Raw genomic sequence first — 20,034 nt, 5'->3', positions numbered from 1 at the left:
CTCAGTACTCCAGCGCGATGGCAACCTCGTAACCGTGCGACTTGAGCAGGGAATGTTTCTTCGCCGCATCAAGATCGTTAGCAACCATTTCCGAGATCATCTGGCGCAGCGTGATTTCCGGTTTCCAGCCCAGTTTTTCATGTGCTTTGGCCGGATCGCCCAGCAGCGTTTCCACCTCAGCCGGACGGAAGTAGCGCGGGTCAACGGCAATCATGACATCGCCTGGCTTCACGCCCGGCGCATCATGTCCGGTCACGGAAACCACGATGCCTTTTTCATTCACGCCCTCACCTTCAAAGCGCAATTTAATCCCCAGTTGTGCTGCCGCCATTTCTACAAACTGGCGCACGGAATACTGCACGCCGGTGGCAATCACGAAATCTTCCGGCTTATCCTGCTGCAGCATCATCCACTGCATCCTGACGTAATCTTTGGCATGCCCCCAGTCGCGCAGTGAATCCATGTTGCCCAGGTACAGGCAAGACTCCAGCCCCTGAGCGATGTTGGCGATCGCCCGGGTAATTTTGCGAGTGACAAAGGTTTCGCCGCGGCGCGGAGACTCGTGGTTAAACAGAATGCCGTTACAGGCATACATCCCGTAAGACTCACGGTAGTTGACGGTTATCCAGTAGGCATACAGCTTAGCAACGGCATACGGTGAACGCGGATAGAACGGCGTGCTCTCTTTCTGCGGGATTTCCTGAACCAGACCGTACAGCTCAGAGGTGGACGCCTGATAAAAACGGGTCTTTTTTTCCAGACCCAGGAAGCGGATCGCCTCCAGCAAGCGCAAGGTGCCGATCGCATCAACGTCTGCGGTGTATTCCGGTGAATCAAACGACACCGCAACGTGGCTCATGGCACCCAGGTTATAGACTTCATCCGGTTGGACTTCCTGTAAAATACGGGTCAGATTGGAGGAGTCCGTCAAATCGCCATAGTGCAGATGAAATTTGGGATTGCCTGAATGCGGATCCTGGTAGATGTGGTCCACACGTTCGGTGTTGAATGATGAAGCGCGACGCTTAATACCGTGTACTTCGTACCCTTTTTCCAGCAGGAGTTCTGCCAGGTAAGAACCATCCTGCCCGGTTACGCCAGTAATGAGAGCGACTTTTGACATGTTATAACCTCTTCAGTGATCCCCTCAGGGAGTAACTTTCTCGACGCGTTCGCGCGTGACTACTGCGGGATTTCCCCGACAAATGACATTTGCTGGCAGCGATTTAAATACGCTGCTTCGTGCTCCGACGACGGTGCCATCGCCAATCGTTACGCCAGGCGCGACAAAGACATCTGTCGCCAGCCAGCATTTATCGCCAACCACTATCGGTGTGGCGTTAATATCAAAATGTTGGCTGGCATAATCATGACTCCCGGTGCATAAATAACTTTTTTGCGAAATAACTGCGTGGGCCCCAATCGTAATATCACCTAACGTATATAAAACCGCGTCATCACCCACCCAGGCATAATCTCCCAGAGTTAGTTTCCACGGATAAGTAATTTTTACTGAAGGCCGAATGACTACGTTTTTTCCTATTTTTGCGCCAAACATCCGTAATAAAAATGCACGCCAGCGATACATGACCTGTGGAGACCAGCGAAATAATGTTGATTGCACCGCCCACCATAATTGCACTTTAATAGCGCCGCCGCCGCGAAAACCTCCAGGCACTTTAAATCCGCTTAAGTCTTGCATATTGTGCTCTTACGTTTTTCCATATAAGGTTTTTGCTTTATCGGTTGTGCGCAGACGTAAATATTCTGACAAACCGGTCCAAAAACCTGGCATGTTTAATATCTGGCGCTGTACTTTTTTGGCATCCCGGCACAATTCCAGATTATTCGTCGTTGACACTCCGCCCATAGAAAATTCCGAAACCAACCCGCGCAGCTTTTTAAAAGCGTAACCGGATTTGTATAATTTGGCTGCCAACGCGTAATCTGACGATATTTTATATTGCAAATCATAATGCCAGACATTCAGTCCTGAGAGAGGAAAGAATATTGCCTGATGGCTGGCGGGCAGGCTGTGATAAATATACCAACCCGGTTTTGCCCGACGCTTAATTTTGTTGCCATTGCCGAAATCCAGCAACGCATCGCCAATGACCATAGTTTGGTCACTCTGCATTTTTAGCTGGCGGATAAAACAAGCCGCATTCACATGCAGAATATCCCCGGAGTTGAGGAACAATGCAAACCGCCCGCGCGCCATGGCGATGCCTTTGTTCATCGCATCATAGATGCCGTTATCCGGCTCGCTGACAAACCGTAACCGGTGTTCTCCACTGAGTCCTTCAAGAAACGCCGACGTACCATCCGAGGAGCCGCCATCAACAACAATCCACTCAAAACTGATATCACCCGCTTGCGCCAGATGTGCCAGCGACGCGTGAGTTTTGACGATCCCTTCCAGATTGCGAAAGGCGACGGTAATGATACTGAGCAGCATGTGAGTTACCTCGCGATATTCAGCGCCTTGCGCAAAATAAACGGACACACAATTAAAAATGCGTATTCCGGACTAAATACTGAACCTGTAAAAAACAGTGACAATGGTGTAAAAAGATAAAGCTGCACCCGATAATTCTGATTATCGCCAAACGCATTGATCATCATTTTCATGACCTTCCCCATGTACCATAGGGCTAATATCACCGCGAACCATGAAAAATAAATAATCAGCAGATACAAGCCATTGTCTATTGTTTTACCGACATCTGCACCGTTAAAAATTCCGAATGACGCGACGTATTCATAAAGTGAGCCAAATCTCACTACGCCATCAACGTTCAGTAATGAATAACCGACCATCACTAATGGTCCTACGATACGATAATACGATGACGAACCTTCAGTTCCTAAATCACCAAGCCGCGTTGCGATGTACGGAAAAGCAAATATCACACCAACTAAAAACACGCTCAATGAGATTATCGCCAGAGGTAGTTTCTTTTTTATCGCATCCTTATTTAGGTACTGAAACGCCCATTCCAGGAGGTAAAACAAAATAAACGTCATTACTCCTGAAAACGAACCCGATAATATTATCCCTACCAGAATCATAGCATCGGACTTAGGTGTTTTGATACCAAACTGTTTGATACTGAGCCAAATTGAGATTAACGCCAGAGCGAAGAATGCCGGTTCGAAATAGAGCGAGGTGGTTCGTTTCCCACCAAACTTAATAAAGTTCAGAACATAGCTATTACTGTAAATAAGATATTTCGAAATAACTTCCATTAAACTGCTGCCGCCGCTGAGAATTATCTGTGCCATTTCAACCGCAGCTAACCCCACCACCAGTCCCACAACCAGCCAGAAAAAGCGCAAGATTTTAATGTAGTTATGCGGTGAAATGGTTTTGAAGCGAATACTCCATACCATGCCAATAATCACCACGGTATAGATAAACAACATGGCGGACGTCACGTACTTGCTGGCATCCAGTGACTGACCGAACAGATAGTTAAATGCCGTCAGTCCGCCCCCTACGCCCAGCGCGATCATTAATTTTTTGATATTGATGCGTTCGATAAACAGCAACAGCAGAACGGGTAAAAAGGTAACGATAGTGATCGGGAAGCTCTCGCCAAGCTGGGCGAGTTTGACGTTTACCAGCAGATAAAGCAGCGGTAGCACCAGATAGCTACAGATTCTGATAGAACGAGACATATTCCTCCAGCATCTGTTGTCCACTGTATGCCAACCGGCTGCGCTGGCTAAATGCGGCAAGCGACGTGTCAAAAACCGCCTGCGCAATGTCTGATTTTTTCAGCTGCACCAGTTGCAACACTTCAGCTTCGCTGAACGTTTTTCCGCCTGATTTAGCCAGCACTTCCTGCGCGGCATCGCTGTGCGTGGCTATTACCGGTACGCCGATGGACAGCGCTTCGCACAGAATCAGCGGGTAGTTATCGACACGGGAGCTGAACACCAATCCATCCATCTGATTAAGCGCACTCATCAACGTGCGCTTATCGCTCTCAAAACCGTGATTGATGACGTTATCTCCCGCAAATGGCGAAAATTTGCCGAAGGTATGCAACTCAATTTTGTCTCCGAGCGCGGTAATCGCTCGCACCAGTTGCTGACTGGTTTTGCCGTCATAGCGCAGGTCATGAGCCACCACGGCAATTTTCGGCCGACCGCTCTTCTCATGCATCGCGGGTAGTTCGGCAAGAATGGCTTCAGTTGCCACATCAATGCCATTATTGATAATGCGGCAACGTCCCGCGCCATACAGGCTGTTGAACGCGTCGGCCACATGCTGACTGGGCGAGATAAACTGGCAACCCAGCGCCAGCATCGCACGAAACATCTGCCGCTTAACGGGCAACTGCTGATGGGCTTTATCGATTTTTACCGGCGGATAGTTGCTCAGCGTTGGGCATTGCAGACAGCCCGTTTTCCAGCCTTCGCAACCATCGGTAAAGGCACAGCGCCCGGTCACACTCCAGTGATCGTGCAGCGTCCAGACGAAGGTGATATCCGGTTTATGCGCTTTCACTTTTTGGCAAAAGGAGACTACCTCTTCCAGGTTCAACCAGTAGCTGTGCAGCACATGAAAATGCAGTACCAGCGGGCCGTTAGTGCGGGTAACCGTACGATATAGCTTGTCGAGATTGCCGAACATGTCGCGGTTCGCGAAACGAAACAGCGCAATGTTCGCCGCCGACGTCAGGCGCGGCGTATATTTGATAACCTGCGGGTATTTCGCATGGCTGGCGCTTTTTTTACCGCCTTTGCCATAGCCATAGACAAAACGCGACGACAGTCCTTTTTCCAGCGACCTCAGATGCAAATCTAACGCCACGCCTGCCGCCCCACCTTCTGCGAGTCGCACATTAAATTGTAATATCTTCATTTTATTACCTTCACCCGTGCCTTCTCGCCCACGACCAGCGCATTGTCCGGAACGCTATCCACCACGACGCTCCCGGCACCAATCGTCACGTTATCGCCAATAGCAACGTCGCCAAGCAGAGTGACATTGGCCCCCAGCTCAACGCTGTTACCGATTACCGGGCAGGACAAATCGTTGGTGCCAAGATTGCCGATGGTGACGCCGTGACGTAGGGTAAAATCATCCCCCACAACCACGTGTTTATTGATAACCACCCCATAGCCATGATGGATGGTGAAACGACGACCGATTGATGCAGCGGCCTGAATTTCATAGCCAAACAGGCATTCGGTGATAAGGCGGTACATCACCAGTACCGGTGCGGCCCACAGGTTGTTTAAGATGTTTTTTTTACGCCAGACGGAGCAAAAATGGGCAATCCGATAGGCCACCACCATGCAGCAGGGGCGCAGACTCCAGCCGTTCACGCGTAAATCTTCCAGCATAATTAGCGTCCTCGCAGTCCGTCGGCCAGACGCTTACTGTTGCGAACAGAAAGCAGCGTCAGCAGCGTGCGCCAGTTCATCCGTTTGTTGCGGATCTGATAGAGGGTAAACAACTGATACTTCTTGCTGGCCCGGTCAAATTTGCCTTTGTGCTTGCGGTAAAACTGAAAGTAGCCGGAGAATTTATTCGGCGATGAGGTAATGCGCATCTCACCGTGATTTACATGCAGGATCTGCGTCGCCTCTTTGACCTTCCACGGTTTGCCATACGCCACCACCATGCGCAGGAAGATGTCGTAATCCTGCGCCGCTTTCAGCGTGGTATCGAACAGACATGCTTTAAACCGCCATGCCCAGGTAAATACCTGGTTACCAATGATGTTGCGCTTATAAAACCTGCGGCGTGAATAAACGGACTTAGGATAGAGCGGCAGACTGGTCGGCTGCGAATACACTTCGCCCTCACAGACATAGTCATTGGCATACAGAAACGCCCGCGTGACCAAATGATGGCGATAGTTGAGAAATACACTCAGTCGGTTCGGCGTCCATTCATCATCATCATCAATCCCCGTAATGTATTGTCCGTTGGCCTGCATAATGGCCTGATTACGCACCGCGCAGGCCCCGGAGTTGGTGGAATTATGCGTATACGACACGCGCGGATCGTTGAGTTCCTCAACAAACTGCTGCAACTGCTCATATGAGGAAGAGCAATCATCCACAATGATCATCTCCCAGTGAGGATAGTCCTGGCGCAACACCGATTTAATCGCCCGAATGGCCAACTGCTGGCGGTTCCAGGTTGGCATGTAAATTGAAATTAGCGGGTTTTCTGTGGTCATTTTCGTTTCCAAAAAAAGTTGCCTGATGGCACTACGCTTATCAGGCCTACATTCGATATGCGTTGCTGTTAGTTATTTCGAATCCGACGTGTATTCGTATTCGTAGTAGCCGTAATCCTGATACCCGCTGGCGCGGCGGAAGATCGAGTTGAGGATCACCCCTTTCACCTGAATGCCATTTTGCTCGAAGCGGCCCAGGCTGGTTTCCACCTCTTTCAGCGTGTTGACCGCATAACGCGCTACCATCAGCGTGGTTCCGACGTGGCGCCCTACGATAGCCGCATCGGTCACCGCCAGAATTGGTGGGGTGTCAATCAACACCAGGTCATAGTGCGAACTGGCCCAGGCAATCAGTTCGCCGAAGCGCTCGCTCATCAACAGTTCGGAAGGATTGGGAGGAATTTGACCGCGAGGGATCAGATCAAAATGCGGAATCGATGTCGGTTTAGCGCTGGATGAAATATCCCCTTTGCCAATGAGGATCTCAGACAGGCCGTTAACATTATTGGTCCCCAGCAGTTCGTGGGTATAGCCTTTGCGCATGTCGCAGTCGATCAATAGCACGCGTTTGTTAGTCTGGCTAATAACTGCCGCCAGGTTAGCGCAGACAAATGTTTTCCCAATCGACGGACTGACGCCGGTCAGCATCAATACGTTGTTACGCGCCTGCATCATGGCAAAGTGCAGGCTGGTACGCAGGCTACGGACCGCTTCTATGGCGAGATCCGTTGGATTCCCCACGGCCAGCAGTTGGCTTTGCTTGTAGCGTTTCACACCTTTAATGGTCTGAACGTTATCACGCGCTTTTTGCCATTCAGACAGCGGAATACTGGCATACACGCTGATACCATGCTCTTCCAGCGCCTGGGGGCTTTCAATACCGCGATTAAACAGAGAACGCAGCAGTACGCCCACCACGGAAAGCATTAAACCGAGAATGATACTGCCGAGAATAATCAGCGCCGTTTTCGGCTTCAGCACGCCAGGCTGGGCAATCGCGGGATCGACAATGCGCACATCACCGACCGTACTGGCCTCGGTAATCTTCAGTTCCTGTTGCTTGTTCAGCAACTGCATATAGACCTGCTGACCGGACTCCACATCACGCGTCAGGCGAACAATTTCCTGCTGTGTTTTCGGCATCGCCGTTACACGCCCGTTCAGCTTACTTTTCTCATCTTCCAGCGCCTGGCGTTTTTCCAGCAGCGTGCGGTACGCCGGATGCGCTTTGGTGAACAGCTTGGAAATCTCCGCTTCTTTGAAGGTCAGTTCATTCAGTTGCGCATCGATATTCACCATCGAATCCAGCACCGCTTTGGCTTCCAGCGGCAAATCCACGGAGTCTTTATCCTGACGAAAGGCGTTCAGCTTGTTTTCAGCAACATCCAGGTGGTTACGCACTTCAGGCAACTGTCTGGCCAGAAACGCCAGACTTTTGGCGGCTTCTTCGGATTTACGTTCCACGTTTTGTTGCAGATAGTTACGGGTAATACTGTCGAGGATCTGGCGGATTTTCTCGCGGTCTTCACCGGTAAAAGTCAGGCTCAATACACCGGTATCTTTGCCTGTTTCCGTCACCATCAGGTTATTTTGCAGGGTGTTTATCATGCCCAGCGTGGAGAATTTGCTGACGGTAAATTGGCTCTCCGGGCTGGCATGAATCGCCTCAACCAGCATCGTCACGCCATCGTGTTCCAACACCTTGCCGACTTGCCCCCGAACGCTAAAACCCCCGTCACTCACCAGTTGATAACTTTTGTCATTCAGCACATTGAGCGTGAAGGTCTGTTCATTCATTGCCTTTGGCAGCGTGAAGGTAGTCACATTAACCGTTTCGTTCTGACGGCCCATCAGCCGGTCCCAGCCCGCGCCAAAAATAGGGAACGTATCTTTGGTAACGCCGATATCGAGGTTGAGATCGTCTACCGTTTTCCCTAATACCAGTCGTGACTGAATGAGCTGAATTTCCGCTTCCGAGGCCGGGGGTTTGTTCGACAACGCCGAGCCAATATCCTGCACCAATGAATTTCCAGTATTTTGCTCAATTTGCACCAGCGCGTCCGCACTATAGATGGGGGTGGCGAACAGTGTGTAGACCGCGGCACACAATGCAAAAGCCGCGGTAATGCCAAGTACCCACCAGCGGGCTTCCACCACCGTTGCGACCAGACGACCAATATCGATTTCGTCATTGCCCGTTACCGGCGCAGCAGACTGTTTTACTTTTTCTGTCATCTTTTTCCCTGCTCTGCGTTCAGTGCCTGAGCCCATTGGCGGGCAGACCGTTCAAGTAATGTGTACACCGCGTCAAACGCATCACGGCTTTTACGATATGGATCGGGAATTTCGCGCTCGCTGTCCCAGTGACCAAAAAGCATCACTTTACCGCGCATCTCCGGCACCATTTCACACAGGGCAGAGATATGGCGCTTTTCCATGGCCAGGATCAGGTCATACTCCCGGCACATTCGTCCCGAGATCTGCCGGGCACAATGATTATCCAGTGACAGGTTGTGCGCCTGTGCCACGCTAATGGCGCACGGATCCGCGCCTTTCCCCACCAGCGCCCCAAGACCGGCAGAAGAGACCGTCAACGCCGGGTGAAATTGCCTTAACAAGCGCTCTGCCGTCGGGGAACGGCAAATGTTCCCCACACAGACAACTAAGATTTTGTTAAACATGACGATTACCAGTTGTGAAGGTCGCTGGCCGTGTCCGTCATATAGCGAACACCGCTAATAGTCGGCAGCAACTGATTGATCAAACGGTTCCAGCGAGCAACCGGCGCAGTAGTGACGTACACCACATCGTATGGCTGGAGTCGGAATGATGTTGCCATCACCAGCGACGTCGCATCGGACATATCAAGCTGATAGATATTGGCGATCTTGCCGTTGTTCCCGCCTTCGCCTTTCAATGGTCGAATAACGAAAATACCGCTGGCATTGGAGGTGGTCAGGTCAATACCTTCGGCATTGCCCAGCGCTTCGGTAAGCGTCATGCCACTGAAGTCCATTTTGAGGGTGCTCTGTTTTTTCACTTCCCCCATTACAAAGACTTTCAGATCGTCATTACGCGGGACAAACAGAATGTCGCCAGGATAGAGCAGTCGGTTCTGGCTCAGGTCGCCATTTTGCATCAGTGCTTGCAGTGAAATGCGTTGCTCCTGCCCTTTATGAGTCAGCACAACGTTGCGCCAGTCTGCCGCTTCGGTGAGACCGCCTGCGGCGTTAATGGCATCGAGAACGGTAAGTGGCACGTTGGTGATGGCCTGCTGACCAGATTTGTTCACCTGTCCGGAGACATAGGCCTTCTGCGAGCGGAAAGCGGCGATATTAACGTCCACCTGCGGGTCAGCAATGTACTTCGCTAAGCGCCCGGTAATATCACTACGAATCTCTGCCAACGTTTTCCCTACCACGCTGACTTTGCCGATGTAGGGGTAAAACATCGTGCCATCAGGTTGTACCCAGTTGCCGGTATCGCTTGAGCTACGGTACTGCCCGGCTGGCGTGGTGAGTTCAGGATGGTCCCAGACGGTCACATTCAGGACATCCCCCGGACCGACTCGGTACTGATACCCGGCAATCTCCTGGTCCAGCGACATATTAGGTTGTGCAACATTTGGTCGAGGACGTAATTGTTCTACCAGTCGTGGGGTGAGTGGATAAACATTCACCATGCGATCGATATCAAAATCAGCGTCCTGCTGTTTAATCACATCTTTGCCCATCGTAGACATATTGCTGCCCGGAAGCACGGTACAACCGTTTATCAAGATTACCGATACCAATACTGGTATCAATTTAAGTTTGGATTTCATCATTGATTATTTATCACTTTGGCAGAGTAATTATCACATGCAATCTAAATAGCGACTTCGCCTGTACGTATTTACCTTGCCGTTAATTGAAATGGAATTTAACTGGCATCAGTCCTAAAAAAAATGAATTCATCTGCGGTCTCTTGACAGAATAATTTAGGCTTGTTTCAGGCGACCAGACACGCTACCGCCCCTGGCTTCACTAGCTACCAATGCACTGATTAATTTAAATTTTTATCTTCTCCTTTATTTTCATCACATTTACAGCGGCAACGCATCGGGAATGACGTCACTGGTTAATGAGGAAATATTTATCTTTTGATTATTACCGCAAGAATTGTTGCAGCTAAGCGAATATCAGGCAAGATAACAAACCACCAATACCAAGCTTTTAAGATTAATATTAAGCGTTGGATTTGTATATTTTTAGGATTTTATTGATGTTGACAATATTGATATAAAAACATCCCACCTGCGATATTTCCTAAATATATTTAGATTAGTAAAATAATTTCCTGTAGTGACATTGAGGCTATTATCCTGCATCTGTTCTGATATAACCGACAGAGAAATCCCCTCTCGCCATTGCATTTTTCGCCAGTTTTACCCATGATCGAATTGTGACAATTGTCATACAACTATGGGTATAGCATTTACTATGGAATGGATTGCCGATCCGTCAATCTGGGCCGGACTGGTCACGTTAATCGTGATCGAACTTGTTCTTGGCATTGATAATCTTGTTTTTATTGCCATCCTCGCGGAGAAACTACCTCCTGCCCAGCGGGATAAGGCGCGTATTACCGGGCTACTGCTGGCGATGGTTATGCGCCTGCTGCTGCTGGCATCAATATCCTGGCTGGTAACACTGACCACGCCGCTGTTCAGCATTCGCGATCTCAGCTTCAGCGCCCGCGATCTGATCATGCTGTTCGGCGGTTTCTTCCTGCTGTTTAAAGCCACTATGGAGCTCAACGAACGGCTGGAAGGAAAAGACAGCGACAATCCCACCCAGCGTAAAGGCGCTAAGTTCTGGGGTGTGGTCGCGCAGATCGTGGTGCTGGACGCCATATTCTCTCTCGATTCCGTCATTACCGCTGTTGGGATGGTCGATCACCTGGCCGTGATGATGGCTGCGGTGATTATTGCCATCAGCCTGATGGTGCTGGCGAGCAAGTCGCTGACACGCTTTGTCAACAGCCATCCAACTATCGTTATTCTGTGCCTGAGCTTCCTGCTGATGATTGGTTTCAGTCTGGTGGCCGAAGGATTTGGTTTCCATATCCCGAAAGGTTACCTGTACGCGGCCATCGGCTTCTCGGTGATGATCGAAGCATTGAACCAGTTGGCTATCTTTAACCGTCGTCGCTTCCTGTCAGCCAACCATACTCTGCGCCAGCGCACCGCCGAGGCGGTAATGCGGCTGCTGAGCGGGCAAAAAGAAGATGCCGAACTGGATGCCGAAACCGCGGCAATGCTGGCAGACCATCATGAAGGTCAGATTTTCGCGCCTCAGGAGCGGAGGATGATTGAACGTGTGCTGAACCTTAATCAGCGTACCGTCAGCAGTATCATGACCTCGCGTCACGATATTGAACACATCGACCTCAATGCTCCCGAAGCAGAAATCCGCGCCTTACTGGAAAAAAACCAGCATACGCGTCTGGTGGTCACTGGCGAAGACGGGCAGGAAGAACTGCTTGGCGTGGTGCATGTCATCGATTTGCTGCAACAGTCTCTGCGCGGCGAGCCGCTCGACCTGCGCGTCCTGATTCGCCAGCCGCTGGTGTTCCCGGAAACTCTGCCGCTACTTCCGGCGCTTGAGCAGTTCCGAAACGCCCGGACGCACTTCGCGTTTGTAGCCGATGAATTTGGTTCCGTCGAAGGGATTGTGACGCTGAGTGATGTGATGGAAACCATCGCCGGCAATCTGCCAAACGAGGTAGAGGAAATCGACGCCCGCCATGATATTCAGAAAAACGCCGATGGTTCATGGACCGCTAACGGGCATATGCCGCTGGAAGACCTTGTGCAGTACGTCCCTATCCCATTAGATGAAAAACGTGAGTATCACACCATTGCCGGGCTTTTAATGGAATATTTGCAGCGCATCCCAAAAACCGGGGAGGAAGTCCAGGTTGGCGACTATCGGCTAAAAACCCTGCAGGTGGAAAATCATCGCGTGCAAAAAGTCCAGCTGATACCGCTACACAGTGAAGAAGAGATGGATTACGAGGTGTAAGTCACGAGCCGGATGGGGCATTAGCCACCATCCGGCAATATGAATCAGAGCTTATCCAGCAACTTTTTAACATCTTTGCCGTTGCGGGAATCTTTATTGCGATCGGCCCAGTCATTCAGGCGACGTTTTGCTTCATCCTGCAGATGTTTACGCAAAAGCTGATCAACTTGCAGACTGTAGTTCAGTGACTGCCATTGACCATAGACTCTGAGAGGAACCGGGGTGGCCTTCAGGAAATTAATCAACTTACTTTCGCCATCCCAACCGCCCAGAACGCGAATGTTAAACAGCGTGTCGCAATTCTGCTTCACCAGATCTAACGTTCCTTTGCCGGTCAGTGCCAACATAGCGGACTCCCCTACCATGTTATCCAGCGTTACCTCACCGTTATCCAGCGTCATATCGGTTACAAAACGATCCAGACGGGTCACGTTCTCCATATTTTGCTGGGCTTTAGCATCTCCACCGCTACGCTCGACGGCCTGCTGTATCATCTGCTGGAAGTTCATCCCTTCCATTCGCGTATCGTTCATTTCGACATGGGCCTGCCCTTGCCAGCTGTGACGAAACGCCTGGGCGTCAATATCCGAGCCGGAAAAATCTCCCGCCAACGACAGCTTGCCGGTGAGTGCGATGGGGTAATCAAAGGCCTTCAGAATAGTGCCAATTTCTACACCTTCCAGGCGCGGATGAAAGACCGCTCGCGGTTCTCCCTTTCTGGCATCCAGCGTGCCGGGCAATGAGATCAGCCCGCCATCACTTTTTCCCTGCAACTGTGCAATGTTCAGTAAGCCGAACCGGTTGTCTATTTTTGCCGAGACATTCTCAAACGCCATTTTCCGCCACAGCACTTTGTCAGCCTGCAAAGCGATGTCTGCCGAAAAACCCTTGAGTCCCTGATACGAAACAGCATCAACCTGGGAAGCAATAACGGGGCGCGCCAGCGTTGACTGACTCTGACCTTGCTGAACTTCACCTTTTGCTGTCACCGCTGCGTCATGTTGTACGAGCAGGTTATCCAGATTGAGCTGACCAAATTTTAGGTCAACGGCCCATTCCGGTTTTTCCAACAAGGCCACATGCGCTTGCCCGGAGAAAGAAGAGTCATTAGCGGTCAAATTTATCTGGCTAAATGAAAGCTGTTTTTTCTCTTCCAGCCATTGCGCCTGAAGATGTCCCTGACCGTTAATCCCCTGCGGCGGCAGATCGGCCCCCTGCAGTTGCCAGCTTAACTGCTCAATATTCGCAGATAAGTTGTGCGGATAATCGGAGGCATCGACCGTACCGTTAAAGGATAACGCGAGATCGCGCTGATCGCGGTTCACACGCCCGGAGAAATCAAACGTGCCGCGGTGCAGGCTATCTTGTTCCATCTCCAGACGAATATCGCGAACGGTAACCTGTTCATCGTTTTCATGTTGGAACACCAGAACACTGTCGGCAACGCGCAGACGGGCGATATCAAACGACCATCCTTTGTCTTCCGCCAGATCGGGCAACATATTGTCTTTTGGGGCAACGGGTGCATCTTTGCCGCGTACCGCCTCAGTTTGCGGGGTCAATTGAATCACTGCGCCTTTGAGCATCACCTGCTTCACGCTGAGCTGGTGGCTCAACAGCGGCCACAATGCAACGTCGAGACGCATATTATCAGCACGAACCAGGGGTTCGCTGGCGCCTTCAGCCGTTAACATCACTCGCCCTGAGAGGATACTCAGTTGCGGCCATACGTGCCAACGCAGGGGGCCATCCAACTGCAGCTGATACCCGCTACGTACGGCAACCTGCTTGACCATATACGCGCGGAAATCATTCGGATTCACCAACAGTACTAACGCAGAAAAACCGGCCACCAGCACGACCAGAAGAATCATCAGCGTCGTCAGAAATCGTCTCATGCTATCCCCAATAGACTGATAAACACTCAGTCTTTATCGATCCGGCTGGCAACGGCGCCCTGCTGGTCGCGATATTTCGCATCCTGACGACGGTTGTAGGGTCGCGCTGCCGGACCGGAAAGCGGTTCGAAACTTAACGCGCCAATCGGCATCCCCGGACGCAGAGCCAGCGGTAATTTTCCGGAGTTGTAAAACTCCAGTACGATACAGCCAGACCAGCCCGGATCGATACGGTGAGCGGTGACGTGTACCATCAGTCCCAGACGAGCCAGCGAAGAACGGCCATCTAACCAACCGACGAGATCGGAAGGCAGTGTCACGGATTCGAATGTTACCGCCAGTGCAAGTTCCCCCGGATGCAGGAAAAATGCTTCGCCGTCCTTAAGGACGATTTCATCACTCATCACGCGATCCAGCGCGGCGCTGACTTCATCTTTCGGTCCGCTTAAATCGATATACGCCGCCGTATGACCGCGGAACGTACGGAATTTGTTGCCAAGGCGCACATCTACCGTGGCGCCATTGATTCGCTCGACAGGAGGGCGTGGATTGATCGACAGGCGACCTTCATCCAACCAGGCTTCAATATCTCGGTCACATAAACGCATGGCACTTTCTCCTTTCGTGCTTCAAACCCTTAATGCCAGGTGCGTTAAGGGTGAACCAGGTTATCACTGAACGGTACACAATTCGCTGAACTTATTCAAAGAACTGACTGATTTTAGCCTTCAGAATATCGATGGCGATGCGGTTTTTACCCCCGCGCGGCACAATGATGTCGGCGTATTGTTTTGAAGGCTCAATAAATTGCAGGAACATTGGGCGGACGGTTTTCTGGTATTGCGCCATCACCGAATCCATTGAACGACCACGTTCGTTCACATCCCGCTTGATACGGCGCATCAGGCAAATATCTAACGGCGTATCAACAAAAATAGAGAAGTTCATCTCGTCACGCAAACGCGCATCCGTCAGCAGCAAAATGCCTTCCAGAATGATGACTTTCTTTGGTTCGATATGAATAGTGTCTTGCGTACGCGTGTGCTCAACATAGCTATATACCGGCAGCTCAATGGCAGAGCCGCGTTTCAGCGTTTGCAGATGTTGAAACAGCAGGCTGTGGTCCATCGCGTTCGGATGGTCGTAGTTGGTTTTTACACGTTCTTCCATCGACAGATGGCTTTGATCTTTGTAATAGCTGTCTTCGGGAATAACGCCAATATGTTCGTCACCGACTTGTTCACGCAATTCGCGATAAAGAGTACTGGCAATAAGGCTCTTGCCGGAAGCCGATGCGCCGGCAATGCCGATAATGACGCACTGATGGGACTGATCAGTCATAAATTTAGCGACCTGATTAACCTGGATGTAAGGAAGGGCGGCGCCGAAACGCCAAACGCGGCAATTATAGGGATTTCAGCGGCGCGATGCCACCCCAGGCTGCACCAATGCTGTCCCTGTCGCAAATTAAAATGGTCAGATTTAGAACAGCCGCTATATTTATTCACCTGCCTTAGGAATTAATAGCTTGGGAGTGTTAATTTATGAGCAGCTGGCGTATAAATTGTAAATTGTTTGTACTAGCATAATCCCAGATTAAATGTGATGCGTCCGGCATCTCTGCTGGGCGACAACGGCTATTTGGGTAGAGTGGTAATGAGTAAACAATCCCAACATGTTTTAGTTACCTTACCCCATCCTCTACTGCGCCTGGCCAGTTTAGGTCTGGTGGCTTTCATCTTTACGTTGTTTTCGCTGGAACTGTCACGTTACGGCGCACAGCTTGCACCGCTGTGGTTTCCAACCTCTATCATGATGGTGGCTTTTTACCGTCACGCTGGAAAGATGTGGCCTGGGATCGCGCTGGCTTGCTCATTCGGTAGCATCGGCGCCTCTTTACTCTTCTTCCCCGGACAGTCGCTTAATTTCTCCTATACGGTCATTAACATTATTGAGGCTGTTGTTGCCGCAATGTTATTGCGTAAACTGCTGCCCTGGTACAATCCCTTACAAAATCTTAACGACTGGGCGCGTCTGGCATTTGGCAGCGCGGTTGTTCCGCCACTGCTGGGCGGCGTATTGATGTGGATGTTGTTGCCGAAGGAAACTACGTTAAATACCTTTCTCATTTGGGTACTGTCAGAATCCATTGGCGCACTGGCGTTGGTGCCGTTAGGTTTGCTGTTTAAACCACATTACCTGCTGCGCCATCGCGACCCGCGATTATTGCTTGAGACCCTGATTACGCTTCTGGTGACCTTAACGTTCAGTTGGCTATCCATGATGTACATTCCATGGCCATTTACCTGCGTTATTGTCCTGCTGATGTGGAGCGCTGTCCGTCTGCCGCGTATGGAGGCGTTTTTAATATTCCTCAGCACCGTGATGATGGTTTCGCTGATGCTGGCCGCCGCCCCTTCACTGCTTTACACCCCGAAACAGAACATGATGACGGACATCCCCTGGTTGCCGTTTTTGATGATCCTGTTGCCCGCCAACATGATGACCATGGTGATGTACGCGTTTCGAGCCGAACGCAAGAACATTTCAGAAAGCGAGTCACGCTTTCGCAACGCCATGGAATATTCCGCGATTGGCATGGCACTGGTTGGCACCGAGGGGCAATGGCTACAGGCCAATAAAGCCTTGTGCCAGTTTCTGGGCTATAGCCAGGAGGAGCTACGTTCGCTGACCTTCCAGCAGTTAACCTGGCCGGAAGATCTGAACAACGACCTTGAACAGCTCAACATGCTGGCACGCGGAGAGATTAATAGCTATTCCATGGAAAAACGCTATTACACCCGCGCGGGCGACGTCGTCTGGGCGTTGCTGGCCGTTTCGCTGGTGCGTCATAGCGACAACACTCCACTCTACTTTATCGCGCAGGTTGAGGACATTAACGACCTGAAGCATACCGAGTGGATTAACAAACGGTTGATGGAACGCATTACCCTCGCCAATGAAGCCGGGGGGATTGGGATTTGGGAATGGGAACTGCAGCCTGACGTGATCAGTTGGGATAAACGGATGTTCGATCTGTATGAAGTTCCCGCACATATCAAACCCAGTTGGCAAGTCTGGTATGAGTGCGTTGTACCCGAAGATCGCGAGTACGCCGAAAATGTGATTCGTGATTCGCTGGCCGCGCGGGTTCCGTTTAAGCTTGAGTTTCGTATCGCAGTAAAAGATGGCATACGCCATATCCGCTCGTTGGCCAACCGGGTGCTGAATAAAGACGGTGAAGTTGAACGCTTACTTGGTATCAATATGGATATGACCGAAGTGAAGCAGCTTAACGAAGCGCTGTATCAGGAAAAAGAGCGCCTGCACATTACGCTGGACTCAATCGGCGAAGCGGTAATTTGTATTGATGTCTATATGAACGTGACCTTTATGAATCCGGTCGCTGAGAAAATGAGCGGCTGGCAGCAGGACAGTGCCATCGGCATTCCGCTATTGACGGTACTACATATTACTTTTGGCGAGAACGGTCCGCTGATGGAAAATATCTACAGTGCTGACATGTCGCGTACGGCAATCGAGCAGGAAGTGGTCCTGCATTGTCGTAATGGCAACAGTTATGACATTCAGTACAGCATCACGCCCCTCAGCACCCTTGACGGCGGCAGCATTGGTTCGGTGTTGGTTATTCAGGACGTCACAGAGTCACGGAAGATGCTCCGCCAGCTTAGCTACAGTGCCTCACATGATGACCTGACGCAGTTGGCAAACCGGGTCAGCTTCGAAAACCATCTAAAACAATTGCTGCATTCAGTACACGACACGCGCCAGTGCCATGTACTGGTTTTTATCGATTTGGATCGTTTTAAAGCGGTGAACGACAGCGCGGGTCATGCCGCCGGCGATGCCCTGCTGCGTGAACTCTCTGCGCTTATGCTCAGCATGTTGCGATCCAGCGATATGCTGGCGCGCCTTGGCGGCGACGAGTTTGGTCTGTTGCTGCCGGATTGTAATATCGAAAGCGCCCGCTTTATCTCAGGACGCATCATCAGTGCTATTAACAATTACCAATTTATGTGGGAAGGCCGTTTGCACCGTATTGGCGCCAGTGCGGGAATTACGCTGATTGATGAGAAAAACCATGTCGCGACTGACGTTATGTCTCAGGCCGATATCGCCTGCTACGCGGCGAAAAACAGCGGCCGTGGGCGAGTCTGTGTCTATGAGCCTCAGCAAAGCCAGGCCCATGCCGCGCGTAGCCAACTGTCATTGGATGAACAAAGACACACTATTACACACAACCCTATGCTGATGATCGCCAGAGGCGTTGCTTCTCCGCGTATACCGGAGACTTTTAGCTTCTGGATTATCTCGCTTCGCTTAGGCACCGCTGAGGGCGAAGTCATTGAAGATCAAGCCTTCCATGCCGGGTTGGTCGATCCCACGTTGAGTCAAGCGCTCGATCGTCGGGTGTTCGGCGAGTTCTTCCAGAGTGCTGCCCCGGCTGTCGCCAACAAGGGCCTCAGTATTGCCCTGCCCCTTTCCGCCGCCGGCCTGCTCAACACAGAGCTGGTAGATGAGCTGCTGGAGCACTTGCAACGCAGCCCGCTACCGCCACGATTGCTGCATCTGACCGTTCCATCAAGCGTCATCAAAACAAACCCAACGCAGGCGGTATCCGCACTGCATCGACTGCGCCAGTACGGTTGTCGAATTGTGTTAAGTCAGGTTGGTCGCGACTTAGAGCTTTTTGACAACCTGAAATATCACATTGTCGATTACCTGTTGCTCGACAGCGAGCTAAGTGCCAGCGCTCCCGGCAACCTGATCGACGAAATGTGGGTGTCCATTATCCAGGGTCATGCTCAGCGCCTGGACATAAAAACCATCGCCGGTCCGGTGCAACTGCCACTCATCATGGATACGCTTTCTGGCATCGGTATTGATATGATTTATGGCGATATTATTGCCGACGCCCAACCGCTGGATCTGCTACTGAATACCAGCAATTTCGCCATCAACTGACGGTTGCCAACCATCCGTATACCAGATATGCAACAGCGCATAGGAGCGCCAGGGTTTCCAGCGCTCTGCATACCGCCGGATCTGGGCTGGTGTCATGCCGGGAAAACGCTGCTTAATCAGATAATCATCCGGCAGAAAAACGTCCTTCGCCTGCCAGCCGCGCAGCGCAAAGTAGTTGGCGGTCCAGCGCCCTATCCCGGGAAATGTTTGTAGCTGCTTAACGCCTTGTTCGATATCGGCAGGGGCTGTTGTCGCGAGCGTTCCTTCAAGGGTTGCATGAGCAAGGTGAATCAACGCTTCAGCGCGTTTGAGCGGCATTCCTAACGTTTTCAGGTGCAGCGGATCGGCGTTGGCAAGCTCTTCTGGAGAGGGAAAACACACATACTCGGGCGCATCCTCCAGCGTATTGCCATAAGCGTGCGCTACTTTCGCTGTCAGTTTTGCGGCCATCGCCACGCTGACTAACTGCCCTAAAATCGCCCGTACCCCTTGCTCAAAAGCATCGACACATCCCGGCAGGCGCAATCCCGGACGCGCCGCGCCGAGGTTACCCAGCGCGCCGACAATTTGCTGCGGGCAGCATGAAAGATCGAACAAGCGCGTTATTTTTGCCAGGCACTCGGAGGCTACAGGCTGTAACCCTGAGCTCAACGTCACGTGTAGCACGTTGGCGTGCAGATCCGGGACAACGCTCACCAGACCACGATGCTCCCCTACGGACAGACTTCGGACATAACTCAGTTCTTCTACGGTTTCGACACCTTCAACCGCACGGGCGGCAAGAAATCCCAGCATCCAGGGCCAGTCATAAGGCGGTTGCCAGCTCAGCGTGAACATTCGGTTTTCCTTTTAAAGCAAACTTACAGCATAAACGGTATTCAA

The 20,034-nt window shown here is 51.2% G+C and carries 16 protein-coding genes; 2 read left to right on the top strand and 14 right to left on the bottom strand.

Annotation, left to right across the window (positions count from 1 at the left end):
- Position 1: 1 nt before the first annotated feature.
- The 10 genes from gmd to OGV57_RS19280 form a co-directional block, all read right to left on the bottom strand.
- Positions 2–1,123, bottom strand: a complete 1,122-nt coding sequence (gene gmd / locus OGV57_RS19325; protein ID WP_003036748.1) for a GDP-mannose 4,6-dehydratase — start codon at positions 1,121–1,123, stop codon at positions 2–4.
- 24 nt (positions 1,124–1,147) lie between these two features.
- Positions 1,148–1,702 carry a colanic acid biosynthesis acetyltransferase WcaF gene (gene wcaF, locus OGV57_RS19320; protein WP_003841800.1) on the bottom strand — a complete coding sequence of 185 codons (555 nt, stop codon included), beginning with the start codon at positions 1,700–1,702 and terminating at the stop codon, positions 1,148–1,150.
- 9 nt (positions 1,703–1,711) lie between these two features.
- Complete coding sequence (gene wcaE / locus OGV57_RS19315; RefSeq protein ID WP_054528562.1) at positions 1,712–2,458, bottom strand: colanic acid biosynthesis glycosyltransferase WcaE; 747 nt, start codon at positions 2,456–2,458, stop codon at positions 1,712–1,714.
- Between the two features lie 5 nt (positions 2,459–2,463).
- The gene (wcaD, locus tag OGV57_RS19310; RefSeq protein ID WP_054528563.1) at positions 2,464–3,681 is read right to left on the bottom strand and encodes a colanic acid polymerase WcaD; all 1,218 of its coding nucleotides are present in this window, start codon (positions 3,679–3,681) and stop codon (positions 2,464–2,466) included.
- Positions 3,656–4,873, bottom strand: coding sequence for a colanic acid biosynthesis glycosyltransferase WcaC (gene wcaC / locus OGV57_RS19305; protein ID WP_044701909.1), 1,218 nt, complete (start codon positions 4,871–4,873; stop codon positions 3,656–3,658). The genes wcaD and wcaC overlap by 26 nt, the downstream gene beginning before the upstream one ends.
- A complete protein-coding gene (gene wcaB, locus OGV57_RS19300; protein ID WP_003844327.1) occupies positions 4,870–5,358 on the bottom strand; it encodes a colanic acid biosynthesis acetyltransferase WcaB in 489 nt (162 codons plus the stop codon). Before wcaB ends, wcaC begins: the two co-directional genes overlap by 4 nt.
- 2 nt (positions 5,359–5,360) lie before the next feature.
- Positions 5,361–6,203 (bottom strand): colanic acid biosynthesis glycosyltransferase WcaA, encoded by an 843-nt coding sequence (gene wcaA, locus OGV57_RS19295; protein ID WP_003036760.1) that lies wholly within the window; start codon positions 6,201–6,203, stop codon positions 5,361–5,363.
- A gap of 72 nt (positions 6,204–6,275) precedes the next feature.
- Positions 6,276–8,438: a tyrosine-protein kinase Wzc gene (gene wzc / locus OGV57_RS19290; protein ID WP_054528564.1), complete on the bottom strand. Its 2,163-nt coding sequence runs from the start codon at positions 8,436–8,438 to the stop codon at positions 6,276–6,278.
- Complete coding sequence (gene wzb / locus OGV57_RS19285; RefSeq protein WP_003036763.1) at positions 8,435–8,884, bottom strand: low molecular weight protein-tyrosine-phosphatase Wzb; 450 nt, start codon at positions 8,882–8,884, stop codon at positions 8,435–8,437. Before wzb ends, wzc begins: the two co-directional genes overlap by 4 nt.
- 5 nt (positions 8,885–8,889) lie before the next feature.
- Complete coding sequence (locus tag OGV57_RS19280; protein ID WP_003036765.1) at positions 8,890–10,029, bottom strand: polysaccharide export protein; 1,140 nt, start codon at positions 10,027–10,029, stop codon at positions 8,890–8,892.
- A 655-nt stretch (positions 10,030–10,684) separates the two neighbouring features.
- Here OGV57_RS19280 and OGV57_RS19275 point away from each other — a divergent pair.
- Positions 10,685–12,268, top strand: coding sequence for a TerC family protein (locus tag OGV57_RS19275; RefSeq protein ID WP_003841782.1), 1,584 nt, complete (start codon positions 10,685–10,687; stop codon positions 12,266–12,268).
- Positions 12,269–12,312: 44 nt separating this feature from the next.
- Here the strand turns inward: OGV57_RS19275 and asmA are convergent, their stop codons facing one another.
- From asmA to udk, 3 genes are all read right to left on the bottom strand, one after another.
- Positions 12,313–14,166 (bottom strand): outer membrane assembly protein AsmA, encoded by a 1,854-nt coding sequence (gene asmA / locus OGV57_RS19270; protein WP_054528565.1) that lies wholly within the window; start codon positions 14,164–14,166, stop codon positions 12,313–12,315.
- 26 nt (positions 14,167–14,192) lie between these two features.
- Entirely contained in the window at positions 14,193–14,774 is a 582-nt protein-coding gene (gene dcd, locus OGV57_RS19265) for a dCTP deaminase (RefSeq protein ID WP_003036774.1), read from the bottom strand.
- Between the two features lie 91 nt (positions 14,775–14,865).
- Positions 14,866–15,507 (bottom strand): uridine kinase, encoded by a 642-nt coding sequence (gene udk, locus OGV57_RS19260; RefSeq protein WP_003036776.1) that lies wholly within the window; start codon positions 15,505–15,507, stop codon positions 14,866–14,868.
- A 315-nt stretch (positions 15,508–15,822) separates the two neighbouring features.
- On the opposite strand from udk, the gene OGV57_RS19255 reads away from it, so the two are divergent.
- On the top strand, positions 15,823–19,152 hold the full coding sequence (locus tag OGV57_RS19255) for a diguanylate cyclase (RefSeq protein WP_054528692.1): 3,330 nt from the start codon (positions 15,823–15,825) through the stop codon (positions 19,150–19,152).
- Here the strand turns inward: OGV57_RS19255 and alkA are convergent.
- The gene (gene alkA / locus OGV57_RS19250) at positions 19,120–19,989 is read right to left on the bottom strand and encodes a DNA-3-methyladenine glycosylase 2 (RefSeq protein ID WP_003841772.1); all 870 of its coding nucleotides are present in this window, start codon (positions 19,987–19,989) and stop codon (positions 19,120–19,122) included. The genes OGV57_RS19255 and alkA overlap by 33 nt on opposite strands.
- Positions 19,990–20,034 lie beyond the last annotated feature (45 nt).

The organism is Citrobacter sp. Cf087 (genome assembly GCF_030334285.1).
Classification (GTDB): domain Bacteria; phylum Pseudomonadota; class Gammaproteobacteria; order Enterobacterales; family Enterobacteriaceae; genus Citrobacter; species Citrobacter freundii.
Note: the sequence above shows the minus strand (reverse complement) of the source record. Positions and strands in the feature narration are given on the sequence as shown.